Origin of the sequence: Embleya sp. NPDC005575 (assembly GCF_040605455.1) — a bacterium.
Lineage (GTDB): Bacteria > Actinomycetota > Actinomycetes > Streptomycetales > Streptomycetaceae > Embleya.
On record NZ_JBEXCV010000093.1, the window covers coordinates 17,409 to 36,360 of the forward strand.

At 69.5% G+C, this 18,952-nt stretch carries 15 protein-coding genes and 1 pseudogene; 10 read left to right on the top strand and 6 right to left on the bottom strand.

The genetic code is table 11. From position 1 onward, the window contains the following. Positions 1-2 precede the first annotated feature (2 nt). Positions 3-830: a helix-turn-helix transcriptional regulator gene (locus ABZS54_RS27120; protein WP_355541341.1), complete on the bottom strand. Its 828-nt coding sequence runs from the start codon at positions 828-830 to the stop codon at positions 3-5. 609 nt (positions 831-1,439) lie between these two features. On the opposite strand from ABZS54_RS27120, the gene ABZS54_RS27125 reads away from it, so the two are divergent. The 3 genes from ABZS54_RS27125 to ABZS54_RS27135 all read left to right on the top strand — a co-directional run bounded on the left by ABZS54_RS27125 (position 1,440) and on the right by ABZS54_RS27135 (position 3,571). Beyond that, the gene (locus ABZS54_RS27125) at positions 1,440-1,736 is read left to right on the top strand and encodes a hypothetical protein (RefSeq protein ID WP_355541344.1); all 297 of its coding nucleotides are present in this window, start codon (positions 1,440-1,442) and stop codon (positions 1,734-1,736) included. Continuing rightward, positions 1,733-2,509 (top strand): phosphotransferase, encoded by a 777-nt coding sequence (locus tag ABZS54_RS27130; protein ID WP_355541347.1) that lies wholly within the window; start codon positions 1,733-1,735, stop codon positions 2,507-2,509. The genes ABZS54_RS27125 and ABZS54_RS27130 overlap by 4 nt, the downstream gene beginning before the upstream one ends. 300 nt (positions 2,510-2,809) lie before the next feature. Then, complete coding sequence (locus tag ABZS54_RS27135) at positions 2,810-3,571, top strand: NAD(P)H-binding protein (protein WP_355541350.1); 762 nt, start codon at positions 2,810-2,812, stop codon at positions 3,569-3,571. Positions 3,572-3,735: 164 nt separating this feature from the next. On the opposite strand, the gene ABZS54_RS27140 is transcribed toward ABZS54_RS27135, so the two are convergent. Then, a complete protein-coding gene (locus ABZS54_RS27140; RefSeq protein WP_355541353.1) occupies positions 3,736-5,394 on the bottom strand; it encodes an AMP-binding protein in 1,659 nt (552 codons plus the stop codon). Between the two features lie 146 nt (positions 5,395-5,540). Between ABZS54_RS27140 and ABZS54_RS27145 the strand changes: the two genes are divergently transcribed. The 4 genes from ABZS54_RS27145 to ABZS54_RS27160 all read left to right on the top strand — a co-directional run bounded on the left by ABZS54_RS27145 (position 5,541) and on the right by ABZS54_RS27160 (position 9,993). Next, the gene (locus ABZS54_RS27145) at positions 5,541-6,470 is read left to right on the top strand and encodes an OB-fold domain-containing protein (protein ID WP_355541356.1); all 930 of its coding nucleotides are present in this window, start codon (positions 5,541-5,543) and stop codon (positions 6,468-6,470) included. A 41-nt stretch (positions 6,471-6,511) separates the two neighbouring features. Next, positions 6,512-7,579, top strand: a complete 1,068-nt coding sequence (locus ABZS54_RS27150) for a lipid-transfer protein (protein ID WP_355541359.1) — start codon at positions 6,512-6,514, stop codon at positions 7,577-7,579. Next, on the top strand, positions 7,576-8,733 hold the full coding sequence (locus ABZS54_RS27155) for a thiolase domain-containing protein (protein WP_355541362.1): 1,158 nt from the start codon (positions 7,576-7,578) through the stop codon (positions 8,731-8,733). Before ABZS54_RS27150 ends, ABZS54_RS27155 begins: the two co-directional genes overlap by 4 nt. 135 nt (positions 8,734-8,868) lie before the next feature. Beyond that, positions 8,869-9,993: a nitronate monooxygenase family protein gene (locus ABZS54_RS27160; protein ID WP_355541365.1), complete on the top strand. Its 1,125-nt coding sequence runs from the start codon at positions 8,869-8,871 to the stop codon at positions 9,991-9,993. A gap of 230 nt (positions 9,994-10,223) precedes the next feature. Here the strand turns inward: ABZS54_RS27160 and ABZS54_RS27165 are convergent, their stop codons facing one another. Then, a complete protein-coding gene (locus ABZS54_RS27165) occupies positions 10,224-11,354 on the bottom strand; it encodes a hypothetical protein (RefSeq protein WP_355541368.1) in 1,131 nt (376 codons plus the stop codon). Positions 11,355-11,688: 334 nt separating this feature from the next. On the opposite strand from ABZS54_RS27165, the gene ABZS54_RS27170 reads away from it, so the two are divergent. Beyond that, positions 11,689-12,750 (top strand): tetratricopeptide repeat protein, encoded by a 1,062-nt coding sequence (locus tag ABZS54_RS27170; RefSeq protein WP_355541371.1) that lies wholly within the window; start codon positions 11,689-11,691, stop codon positions 12,748-12,750. 619 nt (positions 12,751-13,369) lie between these two features. Here ABZS54_RS27170 and ABZS54_RS27175 read toward each other — a convergent pair. Together ABZS54_RS27175 and ABZS54_RS27180 are read right to left on the bottom strand one after the other, a co-directional pair. Beyond that, entirely contained in the window at positions 13,370-14,248 is an 879-nt protein-coding gene (locus tag ABZS54_RS27175; RefSeq protein WP_355541374.1) for an MHYT domain-containing protein, read from the bottom strand. Between the two features lie 132 nt (positions 14,249-14,380). Beyond that, on the bottom strand, positions 14,381-15,478 hold the full coding sequence (locus ABZS54_RS27180) for a P1 family peptidase (RefSeq protein WP_355541377.1): 1,098 nt from the start codon (positions 15,476-15,478) through the stop codon (positions 14,381-14,383). A 63-nt stretch (positions 15,479-15,541) separates the two neighbouring features. Between ABZS54_RS27180 and ABZS54_RS27185 the strand changes: the two genes are divergently transcribed. Then, positions 15,542-16,615, top strand: coding sequence for an MFS transporter (locus ABZS54_RS27185; protein ID WP_355541380.1), 1,074 nt, complete (start codon positions 15,542-15,544; stop codon positions 16,613-16,615). Here ABZS54_RS27185 and ABZS54_RS27190 read toward each other — a convergent pair. After that, positions 16,555-17,190 (bottom strand): annotated as a pseudogene (locus ABZS54_RS27190) (TetR/AcrR family transcriptional regulator); the annotation flags it as partial. The gene ABZS54_RS27185 and the pseudogene ABZS54_RS27190 sit on opposite strands and share 61 nt — an antisense overlap. 189 nt (positions 17,191-17,379) lie before the next feature. Here ABZS54_RS27190 and ABZS54_RS27195 point away from each other — a divergent pair. Continuing rightward, entirely contained in the window at positions 17,380-18,903 is a 1,524-nt protein-coding gene (locus ABZS54_RS27195; RefSeq protein WP_355541383.1) for an MFS transporter, read from the top strand. The last annotated feature ends 49 nt before the right edge of the window (positions 18,904-18,952 follow it).

The following is an 18,952-nucleotide window of genomic DNA, read 5'->3' on the forward strand; positions in this document are numbered from 1 at the left end:
GCTCAAAGAACGTCCAATCTCTTCAGGATCATCTGTCGCGACTCTTCCTCGGTTGCGGCGGCGAGTCGAACGTACTCAAGACTGCGGCGGTACCGTTTGATGCTTCGAGCATCCTTGAGCAGTTGTGATCCGCCTTCATACTCCACGTGTGCAACGGTGGAGTCGGCTTCGGGAAGCGTCAGCACGGTGATTGGGCCCAACGACGGGGCGATCAGTGCGTCGAACGGCACGATGCGGAGGCTGACGTTGTCGAGTCGACTGAGTTCCACCAAATGATGCAACTGCGCTTGCAAGGCTACCGGTCCACAGAAACGCTGCCAAAGGGCCGCTTCCGACAGTGTCACAGCCATCTGTGCACTTCCGTTCGTGATGACCTGGCGGCGTTGGAGTCGCACCTCCAGGAGCATCTCGGCGTCGTCGGGATCGGGAACGAATGCCGATCGCATCATCGTCGCTCGCGCATAGCCCTCGCATTGCATCGGACCGGGAACGAGCGTTGACGCGACAGCGATGCTTCGTGCCCGAGACTCCAGGTAGATGAGCTCTTCGTACCTGTCACTCAGCACTTCGTGGTACCTCACCCACCATTGGTCTGGCTCACGCACGATGCCGAGCATCCGCTCCAAGCGCATCCGTGCGACTGGAGTCAGGCGCAGCGGGCCGGCAAGCTCGGCCACATGCCGGGGTTGAACGGGAGTTACGCCTGTTTCCAGCCGGGACACGCTGCTCTTGTTCCAGCCGACATCCGAAGCCACGTCTTCGATCCGTCGTCCGGCCTCAAGACGTAGGCGGCGCAACTCTGCGGCGATGCCATGCGGTGGTTTCCTCATGTCTGCTCCCATGCATCACGACTGCCACGCTTGGAACTCGCGGGCGCACGCACTGGGTTGCGACGCCTTGATGCAACGATATTTGCATGCAAGCCTGCATGTGGGCGATTCGCTACATGTGGTGACCTCACCCCTCTTTGGTCGTACTTCTCCTTGCTCTGACGGGAGGCCATTTCCTGTGGCTGAGACTCCCCAACCAGCTGACGCAGCAGGTGTTTACGCGCACCTTTCCAGGCACCCCGTTGCCTGGATTCGGGATGGCAGATCCGGTTTGTGTGGCATCTGCGTGTCATCGACGGAGCTGCTCGTGGTTGCTCGGACGCTTGGTGGTACGTGCTTCCGGACCCGGCTGCTCGATGTCGAGATCTTGGAGACGGAGGTAGCTGTAGCTGCCTTGTACACGCCGCCGGTCGGCCCTTTTGCCTCAGGCTGATTGAGCCGAGGAGAGGAGCGCCGGTATCAACTGCCGGCCGGGTGGCGATCCACACCGTCGCGCCACTTCCAGACAGCGGCCGGGCTTCTCGATTCCAGCCGTGAGCCCGGCCGCTGTCTCCATCTATCCACCGTGAGGCAGTGATGGAGATTCAAGAATATCCAGCCGAGGGGCGGTTGCCGATCCGTTTCGGCTCGCGTGTCCGGCACGTCGATGAGCACGCCGAGTTGCCCGACGGGACGATCGTTGCGCTTCCCGCAGCCTCGGAGCGCGTCGCCGTCGTGCAGCCGCAGCAGGTGGGGCGGTCGCCGTACCTGTGCCCGATCGGTCATCTGGTCGTTCTCGACCTGGACGCCGAACTCGCGGCGGTGACACGGCAATTGCGGCGCGTCGATGAGTTCGGGTGCGCTGTCGGTCGCCCGCTCTCGGTACCCATCGCGCCCGGCGGCGAGTCCATGTGGGAGGCGGTGTGACCAGGCGCTACGCATGGCGGGAACTGCCCTATCAGGTCACCGAATTCGTGGAGAAGGCCGTCGGCCCCGTCCACGCCGTCGAACCCGTCACCGGACCCCATACCAGTTCCTTCGCCGCGACCGTCACCACCCCCACCGGCCTCGTTTTCGTCAAAGCCGCCGAAGAGGCCACCGCCCCCTTGTCCGCCCGGGCCCAGACCAGCGAGATCGCGGCCAGTGCCGTCACCGGCATCCTGTCTCCGCGCCTGTTGCACCACGGGGCGGTCGACGGGTGGCGGGTCCTCGTCTTCGAGCACGTCGAGGGCCGCCCCGTACGGCTGTGTCTCCGCTCGCCCGACATGGCCCAGGTGGTCGGGATCGTGGACCGCATCGGGCGCATCCAACCCGGCCGCAGTGCCGGGCTGCCCACGCTCGTCGGCCGACTGCGGGAACACCTCCCGGCCGCCCGGACCGGCCCGCTGTGCGGCAACCGCCTCCTGCACACGGACCTGACCTCGGCCAACATGATCATCCGATCCGACGGCCGGCTTTCCGTCGTGGACTGGGGCCAGGTGGCGCTGGGCCCACGGTGGGCGGAGATCGGTCACCTGGGCGCGGCGCTCCACCACGAGGGTCACAACCTCGGCGAGATCCGTCGCTGGATGTGGCGATTCCCCGACTGGCGTCGTACACCCCTCACCGCCCGCCGAGCGCTCGCCGAGGCGATGATCGGCCACACCGACGGCCGCGCCACCTGGTGGATCAGCCTGGTCGACCCACCCATCGCGGGTTGATCCATCAGCACCCCAGCGAGCGGAGACCGCCATCGAGCGTCCTCCGCTCGCTCGGGGCCGGCAATCCCCAACCTTCATGCACACCCTGTGGATAGTTCCGTCGACGTCTCCTCTTCGACGGCCTCGACGGCTTCGAGCCCCTGACGCAAAGCCCCGCGGCCCTGCACACGAATGCGACTTCGAAATCCGCCGTCACACTTTTTTCGACCCGTCCGTCAGGGAAGCAGGAGCCCACCAAGGGCCCCGACGAAGAGACCGGGAACCGAAACGAAGACCCGGTCCGAACAGCGGGAGCAAGCCATGACGAAGTCGATCCTGGTCACCGGCGGTACCGGCACGCTGGGCAGTCTGGTCGTCCCGATGCTGCGCGACGCGGGCCACACCGTCCGGGTACTCAGCCGCACCGGCGGCGCCGCCCAGGAAAGCGTCGAGTACGTGACCGCCGACCTGCTCAAGAACGAGGGTGTCGAAGCCGCCGTCGCCGGGGTGGACACCGTCCTGCACCTGGCGGGCGGCCCCAAGGGCGACGACGAGGCCACCCGCAACCTGGTCCGGGCCGCGAAGGACGCCGACGTACGGCACCTGGTCTACATCTCGGTGATCGGCGCCGATCGCGTTCCGCTGGGCTACTTCAAGGCCAAGCTGGGCGCCGAGCAGGCGGTGGCCGAGTCGGGCCTGCCGTGGACCACGCTGCGCGCCGCCCAGTTCCACCAGCTGATGCTGACCGTGATGGGCAAGATGACGAAGCTGCCCGTCGTCCCGGTCCCGGGCGGGATCCGCCTCCAGCCGGTGGACGTGCGCGACGTGGCCCAGCGCATGGTCGAGTTGACCCTCGGCGAGCCGGCCGGCCTGGTGCCGGACCTGGCGGGGCCGAAGGTCTACACGATGGGCGAGGCGATCGGCAGCTACCTCACGGCCAACGGCAAGCACCGCCCCAAGCTGCCGGTCCGCTTCCCGGGAAAGGCCGGCCGCGCCTACCGCGCCGGCGAGAACCTGACCCTGGAAGGCGCCACCGTCGGCACCCGCACCTGGGAGGCCGCCCTCACCGAACTCGTGAGCTGACGCTCCGCTGCCTCCCCGCACCGCAGTCCCGGTACGGGGAAGCCCGGACGACGCCACCCGAGTCACGCCCCCAGCCGCCGCCCCGAACCGATGCGTGCGGTGCGCCGTACGCCGCGCACCGCCCGCAGGCGCGAGCCGCCAACCGGAAGCCGCAGCCTCGCCCCTCAGTTCACCTGCCGCCCACCCTCGCCCCAATACCGCGCCCGCAGCGTCTTCTTGTCCGGCTTGCCCAGCGGTGACAGCGGGATCGTGTCTGCGAAGTCGATCGACTTGGGCGCCTGTACCGCGCCCTTGCGCTCCTTCACCAGCGCGATCAGCTCCGCCGGATCCACCTCGTGGCCGGGCCGCAGGACCACGACCGCCTTGACCGCCTCGCCCCACTTGTCGTCCGGCACCCCGACCACCGCGACCGCGGCCACCGCCGGATGGGCCGAGATCACGTCCTCCACCTCACGGGGGAAGACGTTGAAGCCGCCGGTGATGATCATGTCCTTCTTGCGGTCCACGATCGTCAGGAATCCGTCCGGGTCCGCCCGGGCGATGTCGCCGGTGTGCAACCACCCGCCACGCAGCGCCTCTTCGGTCTGCTCGGGCTTGTTGAGGTAGCCGGCCATCACCAACGGGCCGCGTACGCAGATCTCGCCCGGCTCGCCCTGGGGCACCTCGTTCAGGTCCTCGTCGAGCAGCTTCACCGTCAGGAACGGCACCGGCCGACCGCACGAGGCAAGCCGCGCCGGGTTGTTCGGGTCGTGCTCGTCCCGGCGCATGACCGTGATCGTCATCGGGCACTCGGCCTGGCCGTAGTACTGGAAGAAGATCGGCCCCAGCCGCTCGATGCCCTCCTTCAACCGCGCCGGCGACATCGCGGAGGCACCGTAGAACACGGTCTCCAGGCTGGACAGGTCGTACTTGTCCAAGTCGGGGTGATCCAGGAGCACGTACAACATCGTCGGCACCAGCATCGTCGCGGTGATCCGATACTTCTCGATCGCCGCGAGCACCTGCTTCGGATCGAAGTGCGGCAGCACCACGATCGAACCGCCGCGCAGCAGCGTCGGAATGAACGCCGACATGCCCGCGTGCGACAGCGGCGTCGCCACCAAAAAGCGCACCTCGTCCGGCCAGTCCCACTCGGCGAGTTGCACGGTCGGCAGGGTCACCCCGGAACGGTAGGTGGACATCACGCCCTTGGGCCGACCGGTGGTGCCGCCGGTGTACGCGTAACCCGAGACGTCCTCGGCGCTCACTTCCGGCGGCGTGAGCACTCCCGGCTCGAACTTCGCGGCCAGCGCGAGCAGATCGGTGCCCAGGTCACTCGAATCCGGCCCGAACGCCAGCAGCTTCAGGTGCGGCAACCGCTCCTTGAGCGCCGCGGCCCGCTCGCCGTACGGCCCCGGGTCGTAGATCAGCGCCTCGACGCCGGCGTCGGCCAGTACGTACGCGTGATCCTCCAGCGAGCCCATCGGGTGCAGCGGCGTCGCGCGGCAGCCGGTCAGCATGTTGCAGCCGGTCGCGAAAAGCACCTCGGGTCGGTTCGCGGACAGCACCGAGACCATGGTGCCCTTGACCACACCCAGCGACGCGTACGCCTGCTGGTATCGGCTGATCTCGTCGCGCACCTGACGTGCCGTCAAGACGCGGTCGCCGATGTACATCGCGGGTTTGTCGGCGTGCCTGGTCAGTGCGTGCAGGAGCAGATCGGGGACGAATACCGGGCGGTGCAGCGCGGCAGGCAGGTCGTACGACATCTGCGGCTTCCCCTCGAAGACGGCGGATGGTGGTGGACCGTGGCGCATGCCGGAGGCACCGCCATACGAGAACATGTTTTCGCCATCCATTGACCTCGTCAAGGAACCTTACCTATCGTTCGGCCGGTGGCCGACCTCGTTCCCAGGCCGAGAGGATGACCGTGTCGACACAGACCGTCAGTACTATCCAGTTCCCTTACAAGCGCACACTCGGACCGGTCATGGGCCGCTTCTTCTCGGAGCTGACCGCCCGTCGGATCGTCGGGATCCGGTCCGGTGAGCGGGTGATCGTGCCGCCCATGGAGTACGACCCGGAGACCGGGAACGAGCTCGCGCACGACTTCGTCGAGGTGGGTCCGACCGGCACCGTCCGGTCCTGGACGTGGGTCGCCGAGCCGATCGAATCGCACCCGCTGGACCGGCCGTTCGCGTTCGTCCTGGTGCGCCTGGACGGAGCCGACACCGACCTCGTGCACGTGCTCGACGCGGGCAGTGAGGACGCGGTGCACACCGGCATGCGGGTCGCCCCGCGCTGGCGCGAGGAGCCGGTCGGTCGGATCGACGACATCGTCTGCTTCGTCCCCGGCGAGCACGCCGAGAGCCCCGAGGGCGAGCCCGGCGAGGCGCAGGACGTGACGACGATGGAGTACTTCTCCAAGATCACCTACACCGACGTGCTCTCGCCCACGCTGGTTCGCTACGCGAACAACCTGCGTGCCGGCCGGCTGACCGGGCAGCGCTGCCCGCAGTGCAACCGGGTCTTCCTGGGACGGGGTTACTGCTCGGTGGACGCCATCCTGCTCGGACCCGAGCTGGACGAGGTGTTGCCCGACCGCGGTGTGGTCTCCAACTACACGATCATCACGCCCACTCCGTATCCCGGGCAGAAGGAGACCGAGCCGTTCGCGCGTGCCTCCGTCGTGCTCGAAGGCGACGAGATGGTGATCGCGCAGCAGCAGATCCTGGACATCCCGGTGTCCGAGATCCGGGTCGGCATGCGGGTCCAGGCGGAGTGGATGCCCGACGCCGAGCGGGACGCGGCGGAGATCACCAGCAAGGGCTGGGGCACGGTCGCGGGCTTCATCAAGGGCTGGCGGCACACCGGTGAGCCGGACGAGCCCGCCGAGCAGTACATGAACCGGGTGTTCTGATGACGGCGCGTCAAAACGCGGGCGAGACAAGGGAGACGGCAGTGCGGCAGGACAGCGACATCGCGATCGTCGCGACCGCGCAGCTCCCGGCGGTGCGCCGGCAGGAGCTCACCGAGACCGAGATGTTGCTGATGGTCGTCGACGAGGCCCTGGACAAGGTCGGGCTGAAGCGCTCCGACATCGGGTTCAGTTGCCAGGGGTCGTGCGACTACATCTCCGGCGGCACATTCTCGTTCGTGCCCAACCTGGACGCGATGGGCGCGTGGCCGCCGATCCACGAGTCGCACGTCGAGATGGACGGCGCGTGGGCGATGTACGAGGCGTGGGTGCGCCTCAAGCACGGCGACATCGACATCGCGGTCGCGATGGGCTCGGGCAAGTCCTCCACCGGAGACCCGGCCGCGATGTACCCGCTCGAACTCGACCCGTACTACCTCGCGCCGCTCGGTCTGGATCCGGTCTCGCTCGCCGCGCTCCAGGCCCGGCAGTTGATCGAGTCCGGCAAGACCACCGAACGCGAACTCGCCGAGATCGCCGCGCGCTCGCGCCGCGACGCGGTCGGCAACCCCAACCAGCAGCTGCGGGGCGCCGAGCAGGACGTGGACAAGCTGCTCGCCGAGGGCTACCTGCGCAATCCGCTGCGCAAGAGCGACGTGCCGCCGATCTCGGACGGTGCGTGCGCGGTCGTGCTCGTACGCGGCCCGCGTGCCGCCGAACTGACCGAGCGCCCGGCCTGGATCACCGGCCTCGACCACCGCAGCGAGGTGCACAACCCGGCCCTGCGCGACCTGACCGACTCCGCCTCGACCCGGATCGCCGGGCAGCGGGCGGGCGGTGTGGCGGGGGTCGAGGTGGCCGAGCTGATGGCGCCGTTCACCGCGCAGGAGGTGATCCTGCGGCAGTCGCTGGGCCTGGCCGAGGACGTGGTGATCAACCCGTCCGGCGGCGCGCTCACCGGCAACCCGCTGATGGCCACCGGTCTGGTGCGGATCGCCGCCGCGGCCGATCGGATCCTGATCGACGGGCGCTCGCGCACGCTCGGGCACGCCACGTCGGGCCCGGCACTCCAGCAGAACCTCGTCTGTGTCCTGGAAGGTGACAACCGATGACCCATGAGCGCGTTGCCGTCGTCGGCATCGGCCAGACCAAGCACAAGAAGCGGCGCGACGACCTGTCGATCGCGGGCCTGGTCCGCGAGGCCGCCCAACGCGCGTTGGACGACGCGCGGATGACCTGGAGCGACATCGACGCGGTGGTGATCGGGAAGGCGCCCGACATCTTCGAGGGCGTGATGAAGCCCGAGCTCTACCTCTCGGACGCACTCGGCGGAGCCGGCAAGCCGGTGTTCCGGGTGCACACCGCGGGCAGCGTCGGGGGGTCCACGGCGATCGTCGCCTCACACCTGATCAGCAGCCGGGTGCACAAGCGGGTGTTGGCCGTCGCGTGGGAGAAGCAGTCCGAGGGCAACGCGCAGTTCGGGCTCGGCGGCGGCAAGTCCGGGTCGATCGGCGCGGGTGGCGCGTTCGCGCCGTGGATTCGGGCGTACATCCAAAAGTCCGGCGCGCCCGAGCACATCGGCTGGCAGGTGGCGGTCAAGGACCGGCAGAACGCGCTGCGCAACCAGTACGCGCACCTCCAGCTCAAGGACATCTCGATCGACAAGGTCCGCGAGTCGCCGATGATGTGGGACCCGCTGCACTTCCTGGAGTCGTGCCCGTCCTCGGACGGTGCCGGCGCGATCGTGCTGACCGACGAGGCCGGCGGCGACGCGGCGGCGGCCGACGGCCGGGCCCCGGCCTGGATCCTGGGCACGTCGATGCGCTCCGAGCCCTCGTCCTTCAACGGCCGCGACCCGATCCGCCCGCAGGCCGGCATCGACTGCGCGTGGGACGTGTACAAGCAGGCCGGGATTACCGATCCGCGGCGGCAGATCGACGTGGCCGAGTTGTACGTGCCGTTCTCCTGGTACGAGCCGATGTGGCTGGAGGGCCACGACATCGCGCCCGTGAACGAGGGCTGGAAGATGGTCGACCGCGGCGAGACCGCGTTCGACGGCGACTTCCCGGTGAACCCATCGGGCGGCGTGTTGTCCTCCAACCCGATCGGCGCCTCCGGCATGCTGCGCTTCCTGGAGGCGGCGCTCCAGGTCCGGGGCGCGGCCGGGGAGCACCAGGTGGACGGTGCGAAGGTCGCGCTGGCGCAGGCGTACGGTGCTGCGGCGCAGTACTTCGCGATGTGGGCCGTGGGCGCGGACAAGCCGTAGCCGCCGATGGCTGACCGTAGCCGCTCGTAGTCGCTCGGTTCCGCGCTCGACAAAATGGTAAGGCTCCTTGACCTTGATTTGGTCAAGGAGCCTTCCTATTCTGGGGCCTTCACCCGGTGACCGGAGGTTCTGGCGATGAAGCCCCCCATCTGCGTGAAGCTCGGGATCGACTTCCCGATCTTCGCGTTCTCCCACTGCCGCGACGTGGTCGCGGCGGTCAGCCGAGCCGGCGGCTTCGGCGTGCTCGGTGCGCTCGCGTTCGATCCCGAGCAGCTGGAGGTCGAGCTGGCCTGGCTCGACGAGCACACCGACGGCAAGCCGTACGGCGTCGACCTGGCGATCCCGATGGCGTACATCGGCAAGGGCGGTGGCGAGGCCGCGCTGCCGAGCAACCTGGAGAAGCTGATCCCGGAGCAGCACTGGAAGTTCGTCGACGACCTCTTGGACAGCCACGGGATTCCGCCGCTGCCCGCCGAGCTGGCGGACAAGCCGGTCAAGGCAGCCGGGCTGAATGTGGACCTGGAGTCGCGCGCGCAGATCCAGGTCTCGCTCAAGCACCCGCTGGTCAAGATGTTCGTCAACGCGCTCGGCCCGCCGCCGGCCGACATCATCGACGCGTGCCACGCGGCGGGCGTCCTGGTGGGTGCGCTGTGCGGCAGCCCGCGGCATGCGCAGAAGCAGGTCGAGGCGGGCGTGGACGTGGTGGTCGCGCAGGGCACCGAGGCCGGTGGGCACTGCGGCGAGATCTCCACGATGGTGCTCATTCCGCAGGTCGTGGACACGGTGGGGCCGGACGTCCCGGTACTCGCGGCCGGCGGCATCGGCAGCGGTCGGCAGATGGCCGCCGCGCTGGCGCTCGGCGCGCAGGGCGTGTGGACGGGCAGTCTGTGGCTGACCGTGGCCGAGGGGGACACCCACGAGGTGGCGGTGCAGAACCTGCTGGAGGCCAAGTCCACCGACACCGTGCGCTCGCGGGCGATGACCGGCAAGCCGGCTCGCCAGCTCAAGAGCGCGTGGACCGACGCGTGGGAGGACCCGGCCAACCCCGATCCGCTGCCGATGCCGCTCCAGGGCATCATCTTCAACGCGGCGTCCCGGCGCTTCACCCGGACCAAGAACAAGGAGCTCAACGGCTGGCCGGTGGGCCAGGTCGTGGGCATGCTCGACAAGGTCCGGCCGACCCAGGAGGTCGTCCTTTCTCTGGTCGAGGAGTGGATCGAGACCACGGAGCGGCTGAGCGCGTTCCTGGCTGAGGACTGAGCCCACCGGCCCGCATCCGGCCGAGACCCGCCGGGCCGGGCACGCGGGAGGACTCGCGCGCCCGGCCCGGCGATCGGCGGGTCACGGGAGGAGTGACACCGGCCCACGCCTATGAATATCGCGAACTGTCTCGGTATTTCCGCAACTTGTGCGTATTCGGTATGTAGGCGACGAATGCCCGGTAATATTCGACGGCCTTTGCCGGCGGGCGGCGCTGCCCGCGGGCGGCCCTACGGGGCGACCGAATCCCACCCCGTGAAGCCCGACGGGTCGTGTCGGCCGAACGTGCCGTGTTCGAAGATGCCCACGCCTTCGGCGAGCACCGCGCCGTCGGGTCCGGTGAGGCGGGCGGTCGCGACGTGGTCGATCACGCTGAACGGGATGCGCTTGGCCACCTCGGGGTCCTTCTGCTCGTACACCGCGCCGTCGAGGTAGTCCTCGCCCTTCCACTGGCCGTGGCCCCAGTCCGGGTCGCCGCCGTAGCCCGCGCCCACGTTGAGCGCGATGTACCCGTGGTTGTCCAGGTGCAGCGTGAGCGCGTTGCGTTTGCGGTCGGTCAGGTGGATCGCGGCGCCCTCGGGCAGCCGGGTGCCGGACGTGTAGCGCACGTCGAACTCGGGCCAGCCGAGTTGCTCGGGCGCCTTTCCGGTGTCGATCGGGAAGATCCGGATCGCCTCGGTCAGGAAGCGGTGCCCCTCGGCCGACTCCTGGGCGATGATCATCAGCGCCTGGTCGCCGAGGTGGATGGGGATCCAGTTCCACCAGAACCCGGCGGTCTGCGCGGGACGCCCGGCCGGCGGCGCCTCGCCCGACGGGCGGATGCCCCACGAGCGGTCGCGCGAGCCGGACCAGGTCTGCGGCGTGACCGTGATTTCCTCGCCGTCCAGCGTCACCGTGCCGGTCCAGTCGCCGATCTGCACGAAGCGCGACGCGTCCAGGAGCGGCTTGAAATCGCTGCGCTGCACGTGTCGAGGTTCCGGCAACGGCGCGAACGGCGATGTGAAGGTGAGGTCGATCGAGATGCCCTGATCCGGCGCGTCGCACACCACGCGCACACTGGCCAGCGGCTCCAACACCTCGATTCGGTACGGCCCGACCTCCTGCTTGAGCCGATCCGGGCCGAGCGCGCCCGACATCCGCACCGCGTGCTGGCGGCCGTCCTTGCGGATCACCACGTACGCGTCGATCACACCCAGGTTCGGGTAGACGCCGAGGCCGGTCGCGATCTGGATGCCACCCGAGCGGTCGTAGGCGTGCATGATGCAGCGGTCGTAGAAGTTCCGGTCGGTCGAGCCGACTTCGCTGTGGAACAGCGGGACCTGGTGGACCGGGTATTCGTCCAGGGGCACGGGGATCGGCATCGGGTTCCTCCTGACCACGCGCCGACGGTGCGCCGACGCGTTGGCGCTGGTTGAGACGTCGTGCGGAGTCTGCGTCAAATCATTGACGCAATCAAGCGTCTCCGGGCGGGGTGGCGGAGTCCGTCGCTACGAGCCGATCGGTTCGCCGCGCCGTCCATGCGGCCCAATGCGCCACCCGGTTGGACGTCCCGACATCCGTGCGGTTGCCGCACTCCGTGAGAGGCGTGTTACTGAAAGTGTCCATGTGAAGGGATGTACCGCCAGGCCGCGCCGTTTCCCATCAACGGGGGGAGCGGGGGTCGTGACGGGAGTCCGCGACGCGTCGGGAGAGATCATGAGCCACCAGCAAGACCTCGTCATCTGCCGCGAACTCGGCGACCGCAACGGCGAGGGTCGGGCGTTGAACAACCTCGGTACCGCGCTTCAGCAGGTGCGGCGCTTCGACGAGGCGATCGATGCCCACCAACAGGACCTCGCCCTGTGCCGCGAGCAGGGCGACCAGCACGGCGAGGGTCAGGCGTTGGGCAATGTCGGCACAGCGCTTCAGCAGGTGCGGCGCTTCGACGAGGCGATCGACGCCCACCGCCAGGCCTCCGTCCTGTTCGCGGAACTCGACGATCGCCACCGTGAGGGTCAGGTCCTCAACAACCTCGGTACCGCGCTCCAGGAGGTGCGCCGGTACGAGGAGGCGATCGATGCCCATCGCCAGGCCGCCGTCCTGTTCGCGGATCTCGACGACCACCACCGCGAGGCGCAGGCTCTGAACAACTTCGGCATCGCCCTCCAGGAGATGCGCCGATTCATCGAGGCGATCGAGGTCCACCGGCAGGCCGCCGCCCTGTTCGCGGATCTCGACGACCACCACCGCGAGGGGCAGGCTCTGAACAACTTCGGCATCGCCCTTCGGGAGATGCGCCGGTTCGTCGAGGCGATCGAGGTCCACCGGCAGGCCGCCGCGCTGTTCACCGAACTCGACGACCACCACCGTCAGGGCCAGGCCCTGGACTACCTCGGGTCCGCACTCCACCAGGTGCGCAAGTTCGAGGAAGCCGCCGCCGCGCACGAGCAGGCCGCGGCCCTGTTCGCCAAGTTCGGTGACCAGCACCGCGAGGGCCAGGCCCTCAACAGCCTCGGAGCCGCACTCCAGCAGTTGCGCAGGTTCGAGGAGGCCGCCAACGCGCACGAACACGCCGCGACCCTGTTCGCCGAACTCGGCGACCACGACCGCGAAGACCAGGCCCGCGTCAACCTGGGTGCCGCCCGAAAGCGGGCACGCGGAGACGAGGAACGCCGCCCGGGCCTGCGTAAGAGGCTCGCAGCCAGACGCCGCGAGCGCCGCGAGCGCCCGTTCGATGCAATCACCGCCCTGGGCCCGGTACTGGAACCAACGCAGTAGCGGAGCGGAGGGCGCGACGCGGGCGGCACGTCACCGCGTTGCGCGCACAACCCGGCAGGCGCGTAGCCGGTTGCCCGTCCGCTCCGCGCCCGTTTTGGGCCCGCCTGGTTCGCCGGGGCCGCCTTCACCGGGCTGCCCCGGCGGCGTTCCGGGTGTGAGGGTGCCCGTCCGCTCCGCGGCCGGGTCGGGTTGGTCTGCCTCGTGGCGGGTTGCCTGTGTGCTTCCGAGGCGTGTTGCCTGACCGGCCCGCGGCCACAGCGGGCCGGTTGCTGCGCGCCGGGGTGCTCGTGCGCCATGCGCCCGCCTTTGCCTGCGCCGGGGTGTGGCCGGCGCGGGTCGGGAGCGGTGTGGTCCCGATCCGCCGGTGCGGGCCGCCCCGGGCGCGGGGCGCGGGCCCACTCGGTTGGTGCGGGTCTCCCTGGGCGCGCTCCCCGCACCGGGGTGTGGGTCGACCTGGTTGATGGGGCCGCGCAGCGGACGGGCATCCCGTCGCGGAGCGCATGGTCGGACGTGCAACCGGCTGCCCCCGTGCCGGATTGCTCGCGCAACGCGGCGACGTGCCGACCGCGCCACGCGCTCCGCAGGCCCGGGGCGGGATTTCGGAATTGTTGATTCCGGATCAGCGGTCCGAGTGGAAGTAATCGCGGGGGCCGTTTTCCGTTTTGCGGCGGTGGGACGTGCGCGTGGCGATCAGGTTGCCGGTCGGGGTCGAGCCGAGCCGGTTGTCCTCCAGGCGGGCCAACCGGGCGGTGAGTTCGTCCTCTTCCTTGATCTCGTCGGCGGACGGCGACAGTGCGACGATGAACAGCGTGATCACCGTGAAAAGGCTGATACCGGTGATCAACGGCGCGAGGAATTGGGATGCCTCCACGCCGTGCACCATCCCGTGTCGGCCCTCGGTGCGCACACTCATTGCGGACATTCCTGTGTAGTGCATTCCGCTGACCGCCAGGCCCATGATCAACGCGGCACCCGCGGTCGCCGCGAATCCGCTCACGTTGAGTGCGGCCCACAGTGCCGCGGTGGCCGCGACCACCGCGATCAGGATCGACAGGCCGACTCGGAACGAGTCGTATTCGACCGAGCCGTCCAGGCTCATCGCGGCCATGCCCATGTAGTGCATGATCGCCACGCCGCTGCCGGTGATGACTCCGCCGAGTACCAGCCCCACCGTGCCCGCGTTGTGTCGACCGGCGACTGCCATGCCGATGCCGACCACCACCACCGCGAGCACCAGCGAGGTCATCGTCTTGGCCACGTCGTATCGAATCGGGGACTCGCGCACCGAGAATCCGAGCATGCCGATGAAATGCATGACCCAGATTCCGGTACCACCGATCGAGGCCGCCCCTAAAACCAACCAGCGTGCTCGCACCCAACCGCGTACCGCGCGCGCCCGTGTCGTACAGAGCAGCCCGAGAGCCGATCCGACGCACGACATGAGGTAGGCGATGCCCGGCGTGACGGCTCCATACGCGAAATGATCTACGTGTCCCATGCCGGCAAACCGCCCCGTTAGCTCGGGCCCCTTGGGAAGCGGGGAAACCTTATCGTCGAATCGCCGATGATAGGGCAGCCCCGCCGGTACCTCTCCGGCGGGTTTCCGAATTCGGAAAGTCGATCAAGATCATCAGCGCCCGTATGCGGAGCTGGAATTCGGATAAAGATCCCGATAGGCCGGGACTTCACCGCCGGCCTTCGCGGCCAGTACGCCATGCAGTACCGCCCGGGCGAATACGTCCGCCGCCGCCGCGTGGATCAGAGTCAGCGCGGCGGCCTCCGCGTTCACCCCGTAGGGCGTGGCGGGATCGGGTGTGGGCAGCGGTACCCGGGCCGTGGACACGGCGAAGATGGTGTCGCCGTCGTAGAGCGTGTGCACCGGCCGGATCGCCCGGGCCAGCCCGTCGTGCGCGACGCCGGCGACCTTTTGCGCCTGTGACCTGGTCAGCACCGCGTCGGTGGCCACGATCCCGATCGTGGTGTTGAGCGTGGGTGGCATTTGGGCCGCGGCCGCGGCACGGGTCAATGCGGCGGCGTGCTCGGCGTGTTCGGGCGCGGTCAGCGGGAACTCGGCGGGCAGCCCGAGGCCGGCGGCGTACGGCAATCCGCCGATCGGGTCCACCGCCGACCCGGCCGCGTTGACCACCGCGAGCGCCGCGACGGTGACCCCGCCGGGCAGCACCACGCTCGCCGTACCCACCCCGCCGCGCAGCCCGCCGACCATCGCACCGGTGCCCGCGCCCACGCTGCCCAACGGCACCGCCGCGTGCTCCGGCTCGGCGTCGGCCGCCGCGATCGCCGCCCGGCCCAGCGCCGCGTCGGGTCGACGCGCCCAGTCGCCGCCGCGTCCGAGGTCGAACAACGACGCGGCCGGCACCACCGGCACCACCTGATGCGGCTCCGTGCCCACCGGGAACCCCCGACCCCGTTCGGCCAGCCACGCCACCACGCCGCTCGCGGCGTCCAGGCCGAACGCGCTGCCCCCGCTGAGCACGATCGCCTCGATCCGGGGCACCAGGTTGCGCGGGTCGAGCGCGTCCAACTCGCGGGTGCCCGGCGCGCCGCCGCGCACGTCCACGCCGGCCACGAAGCCGCCGACCGGGCCGAGTAGCACCGTGGTTCCGGTCATCGCGCCGGCGTCGGTGTAGGCGGCGTGCCCGACTCGCAGGCCGGCCACGTCGGTGATCGCGTTGCGCGGCCCGACCTTGTACTCCTCGACATCGAACATGTGCCCTCCCGAGAGTGGTGGAACGTGTTGCGGTGGTCCTGTTCCCATGCTGCTCCATGAGACATGTCTCATGATTTGAGATTCTCGTTGTGGGGCGCGGCGGCGGATCGCTGGGGCGAGCGCCGGGTGATGGCGGTGGGTCTGGCGCTGGCCGGCGGCGCGATCGCGATGGCCCTGGCCGGCAACGGCGCGGTGTGGCTGGGTGGTTGGCTCGCGGCCGGCGGGCGGGTCGTGCTGGGCTGGTTCGCGCCCGAGCAGCGCGGCTTGGCGATGGGCATGCGGCAGATGGCGCAGCCGCTGGGCATGGTGGCCGGCGCCCTGGTGTTGCCGCCGATCGGCACCCACGTAGGCTTCCGGGCCGCGCTGGTCTTCCCGGCCGTGCTGTGTGTGGTGGGCGCGGTGCTCGTCCGCGATCCGGCCCGCCCCGCGGCGGCGGCCGGCGCGGCCCGACCCGCCTCTCCGTACGACTCGCCCGTCCTGTACCGGATACACACGGCCGGCGCGCTGCTGGTGGTGTCCCAGTTCGTCGTGGTGTCCTTCGCCGCGGACCATCTGGTGTCCGAACACGGGTGGACCGCGACCGCGGCCGGCCGGCTGCTCGCGGCGGGAACCCGGATCGCGGTCGGCCGCTGGTCGGATCTGGTCGGCTCCCGGCTGCGGCCGATGCGCACCCTGTGCGTGGTCAACGCCGTGGTGGTCGGCGCGCTCGCGCTGAGCTCGGCGATCGGCGGCCCGGTGGCGATCGCCTTTCTGCTGCTCGCCTCGGTGGCCACGGTGAGCTGGAACGCACTGGCGTTCACCGCGGTGGCCGAACTCGCGGGCAGTGCGTGGGCGGGACGGGTGATGGGCATCCAGAACACCGGCCAGAACCTGACCGCCGCCGCCGGGCCACCGCTGTTCGGAGTGATCATCGGCGGCTCGGGCGGCTACGTCACCGCGTACACGATCTGCGCGGTGATCCCGGTCCTGGCCGGGTTCCTGACGCCGGGTCAGGACTCCCGGTCGGTGTACGCGATCATGCCGAGCATCAACACGTCGATGCCGAACGCGAAGCGTTCGTCGCCGTCGCCGGAGGTGAGCGCGTCGCCGAGCGAGGTCAAGGTCGGGAAGCGGGCGGCGGGCAGGGAAGCGAAGTAGTCGTGCACGCGGGTGTAGTACGCCCCCCGCTCTTCGTCGGTCGCCCCGTGCATGGTGTTCTGGTCGCCCATTTCCAGGCCGGACGTCACCGTGTACATGGACAGCAGATCGGCCGCGAACGCGCTGACCTTCGCGGACAGTCCGCCCGCGCGCAGGATCGACAGCAGCCGTTCCGTGGAGTCCAGCGAGTTCGGCCCGATCGGCACCGCACCGATCAGCGCCCGGCCGAGATCGCGGTGTGAGGCGTAGACGTCGCGGATCGCGAACATCGCCTCGCGCAGTTGTTCGCGCCAGCGATCCGGATCCGCGGTCGGGATCAGCACTTCCCCGTTGACCCGGTCCACCACCAGTTCCACGAGCTCTTCCTTGCTCGCGACGTACGCGTACAACGAGGCCGCTCCGGTGTCGAAGCGCTGGGCGACCCGGCGCATGCTCAGCGCGTCCAGACCCTCCGCGTCGATGATCTCCAGCGCGGCGGTGACGATCGCCTCCTGGCTCAGCGCCGGCTTGCGCGGCGACCGACTCCTGGGCGACGTGCGCCACGGCGGCACGGGTACTTCGGGAACCTCGGACATGGCGCCACCTCCTCGACCAACCCCTCGCCGATCACCCGGCCACGAACACTGTACTTGACGCGAACGCTGTTCGTAGCTAAAACGGTGTTCGTTGAGTTAACATCGTTCGAAGAGCGAACAGTGTTCGCGGACGCTGGCGGCAGGGTTCGACGACAGCGACAGGCAGTGTTCGAGCAACAGGGGGAGACGATGGAAACCGACATCACCAAGGCGGTATCGACCGGGGCGGAGCCGGGGGAGCGCAGTCCGTCCTATCCACTCCGGTGGATCGGCCTCGCGGTGGTCATGGGCGCCGACATCATGGACCTGCTCGACGCGACCATCGTCAACGTTGCAGGCCCCGGCATTCGGGACGCCCTCGACGGCACCTCGACCAACCTTCAGTGGTTCTCGGCCGCGTACACGCTGGCGTTCGCGATGTTCCTGATCACCGGCGCCCGGCTGGGTGACATCCTCGGTCGGCGTCGGATGTTCCTCGGCGGGGTGCTCGCCTTCACCCTCACCTCGGCGCTGTGCGGCCTCGCGCAATCGCCGGAGATGCTGATCGGCGCCCGCGGCCTGCAGGGCCTGACCGCCGCGATGATGGTTCCGCAGGCGTTCGGGCTGATCCGGGAGATGTTCGACGAGCGCGAGGTCGGCGCGGCGTTCGCGGTGTTCGGTCCGGCGATGGGCCTGGCCGCGGTGCTCGGTCCGATCCTGGGCGGGGTGGTGATGGACGCCGACGTGTTCGGCATGGGCTGGCGCGCGGTGTTCCTGGTGAACGTGCCGTTGGGACTGTTCGCCTTCTTCGCCGGCGCCGCCGTGGTGCCGCGACCCACCGCGGCAACGGCCGGTGCGCGCCGGCCTGGCCTGGACGTCGTCGGCATGATCCTGGTCACCGCCGCGATGGTGCTGCTCGTGTATCCGTTGGTCCAGGGGCGCGAACAGGGCTGGCCCGGCTGGACGTTCGCGTGCATGGCAGGTTCGCTGCCGGTGCTCGCGCTGTTCGCCTGGTACGAGGTGCGCAGCAGCCGCGCGGGGCGCGACGCACTCGTGGAGATCAGCCTGTTCCGCAACCGCGCCTTCACCGGCGCCCTCGCGGTCGGCCTGATGATGTTCGGTTCGATGATCGGTCTGATGCTCGTGCTCGGCATCTACCTCCAGGTCGGCCTGGGCTGGACCGCGACGCACGCGGCGCTGGCGCTGATCCCGTGGTCGCTCGGCTCGACCGTCGGCGCCGGGCTGGGCGGCGCGGTGCTCGCCCCCAAGTACGGCCGCCGGGTACTGCACGCGGGTCTGCTGGTCGGTCTGCTCGGGGTGGTGGGCATCGGCGGCACCATCGCGATGCACGACGGCCCGGTGAACGCCTGGATCCTGCTGCCGGCCACGGCCCTCACCGGCTTCGGCTTCGGCCTGCTGATGGCGCCGTTCTTCGGGATCGCGCTGGCCGGGGTCGACGACCACGAGGTCGGCTCGGCCTCGGGTGTGCTCAACGCGGTCCAGCAGCTCGCGGGCGCGCTGGGGGTGGCGCTGTTCGGCACGCTGTTCTTCGGCCACGTGGAGGACAACGTGGGCGCGGCGCACGGTGCGGACGCGGTGCGCGCGGTGTTCGACGACGCGTTCACGATCGGTCTGACGGCCAGTGCGCTGGCGCTGGCCGCGGCGTGGGGGCTCGCGTTCCTGATGCCGCGCTGGGAGCGTCCGCCGGGCGCGGAGGGCGGCGCGGGCCACTGAGGCACGGATGGTGTCGTACGCGCGTCGGCGCCGGACGGGCTCGGTCGAG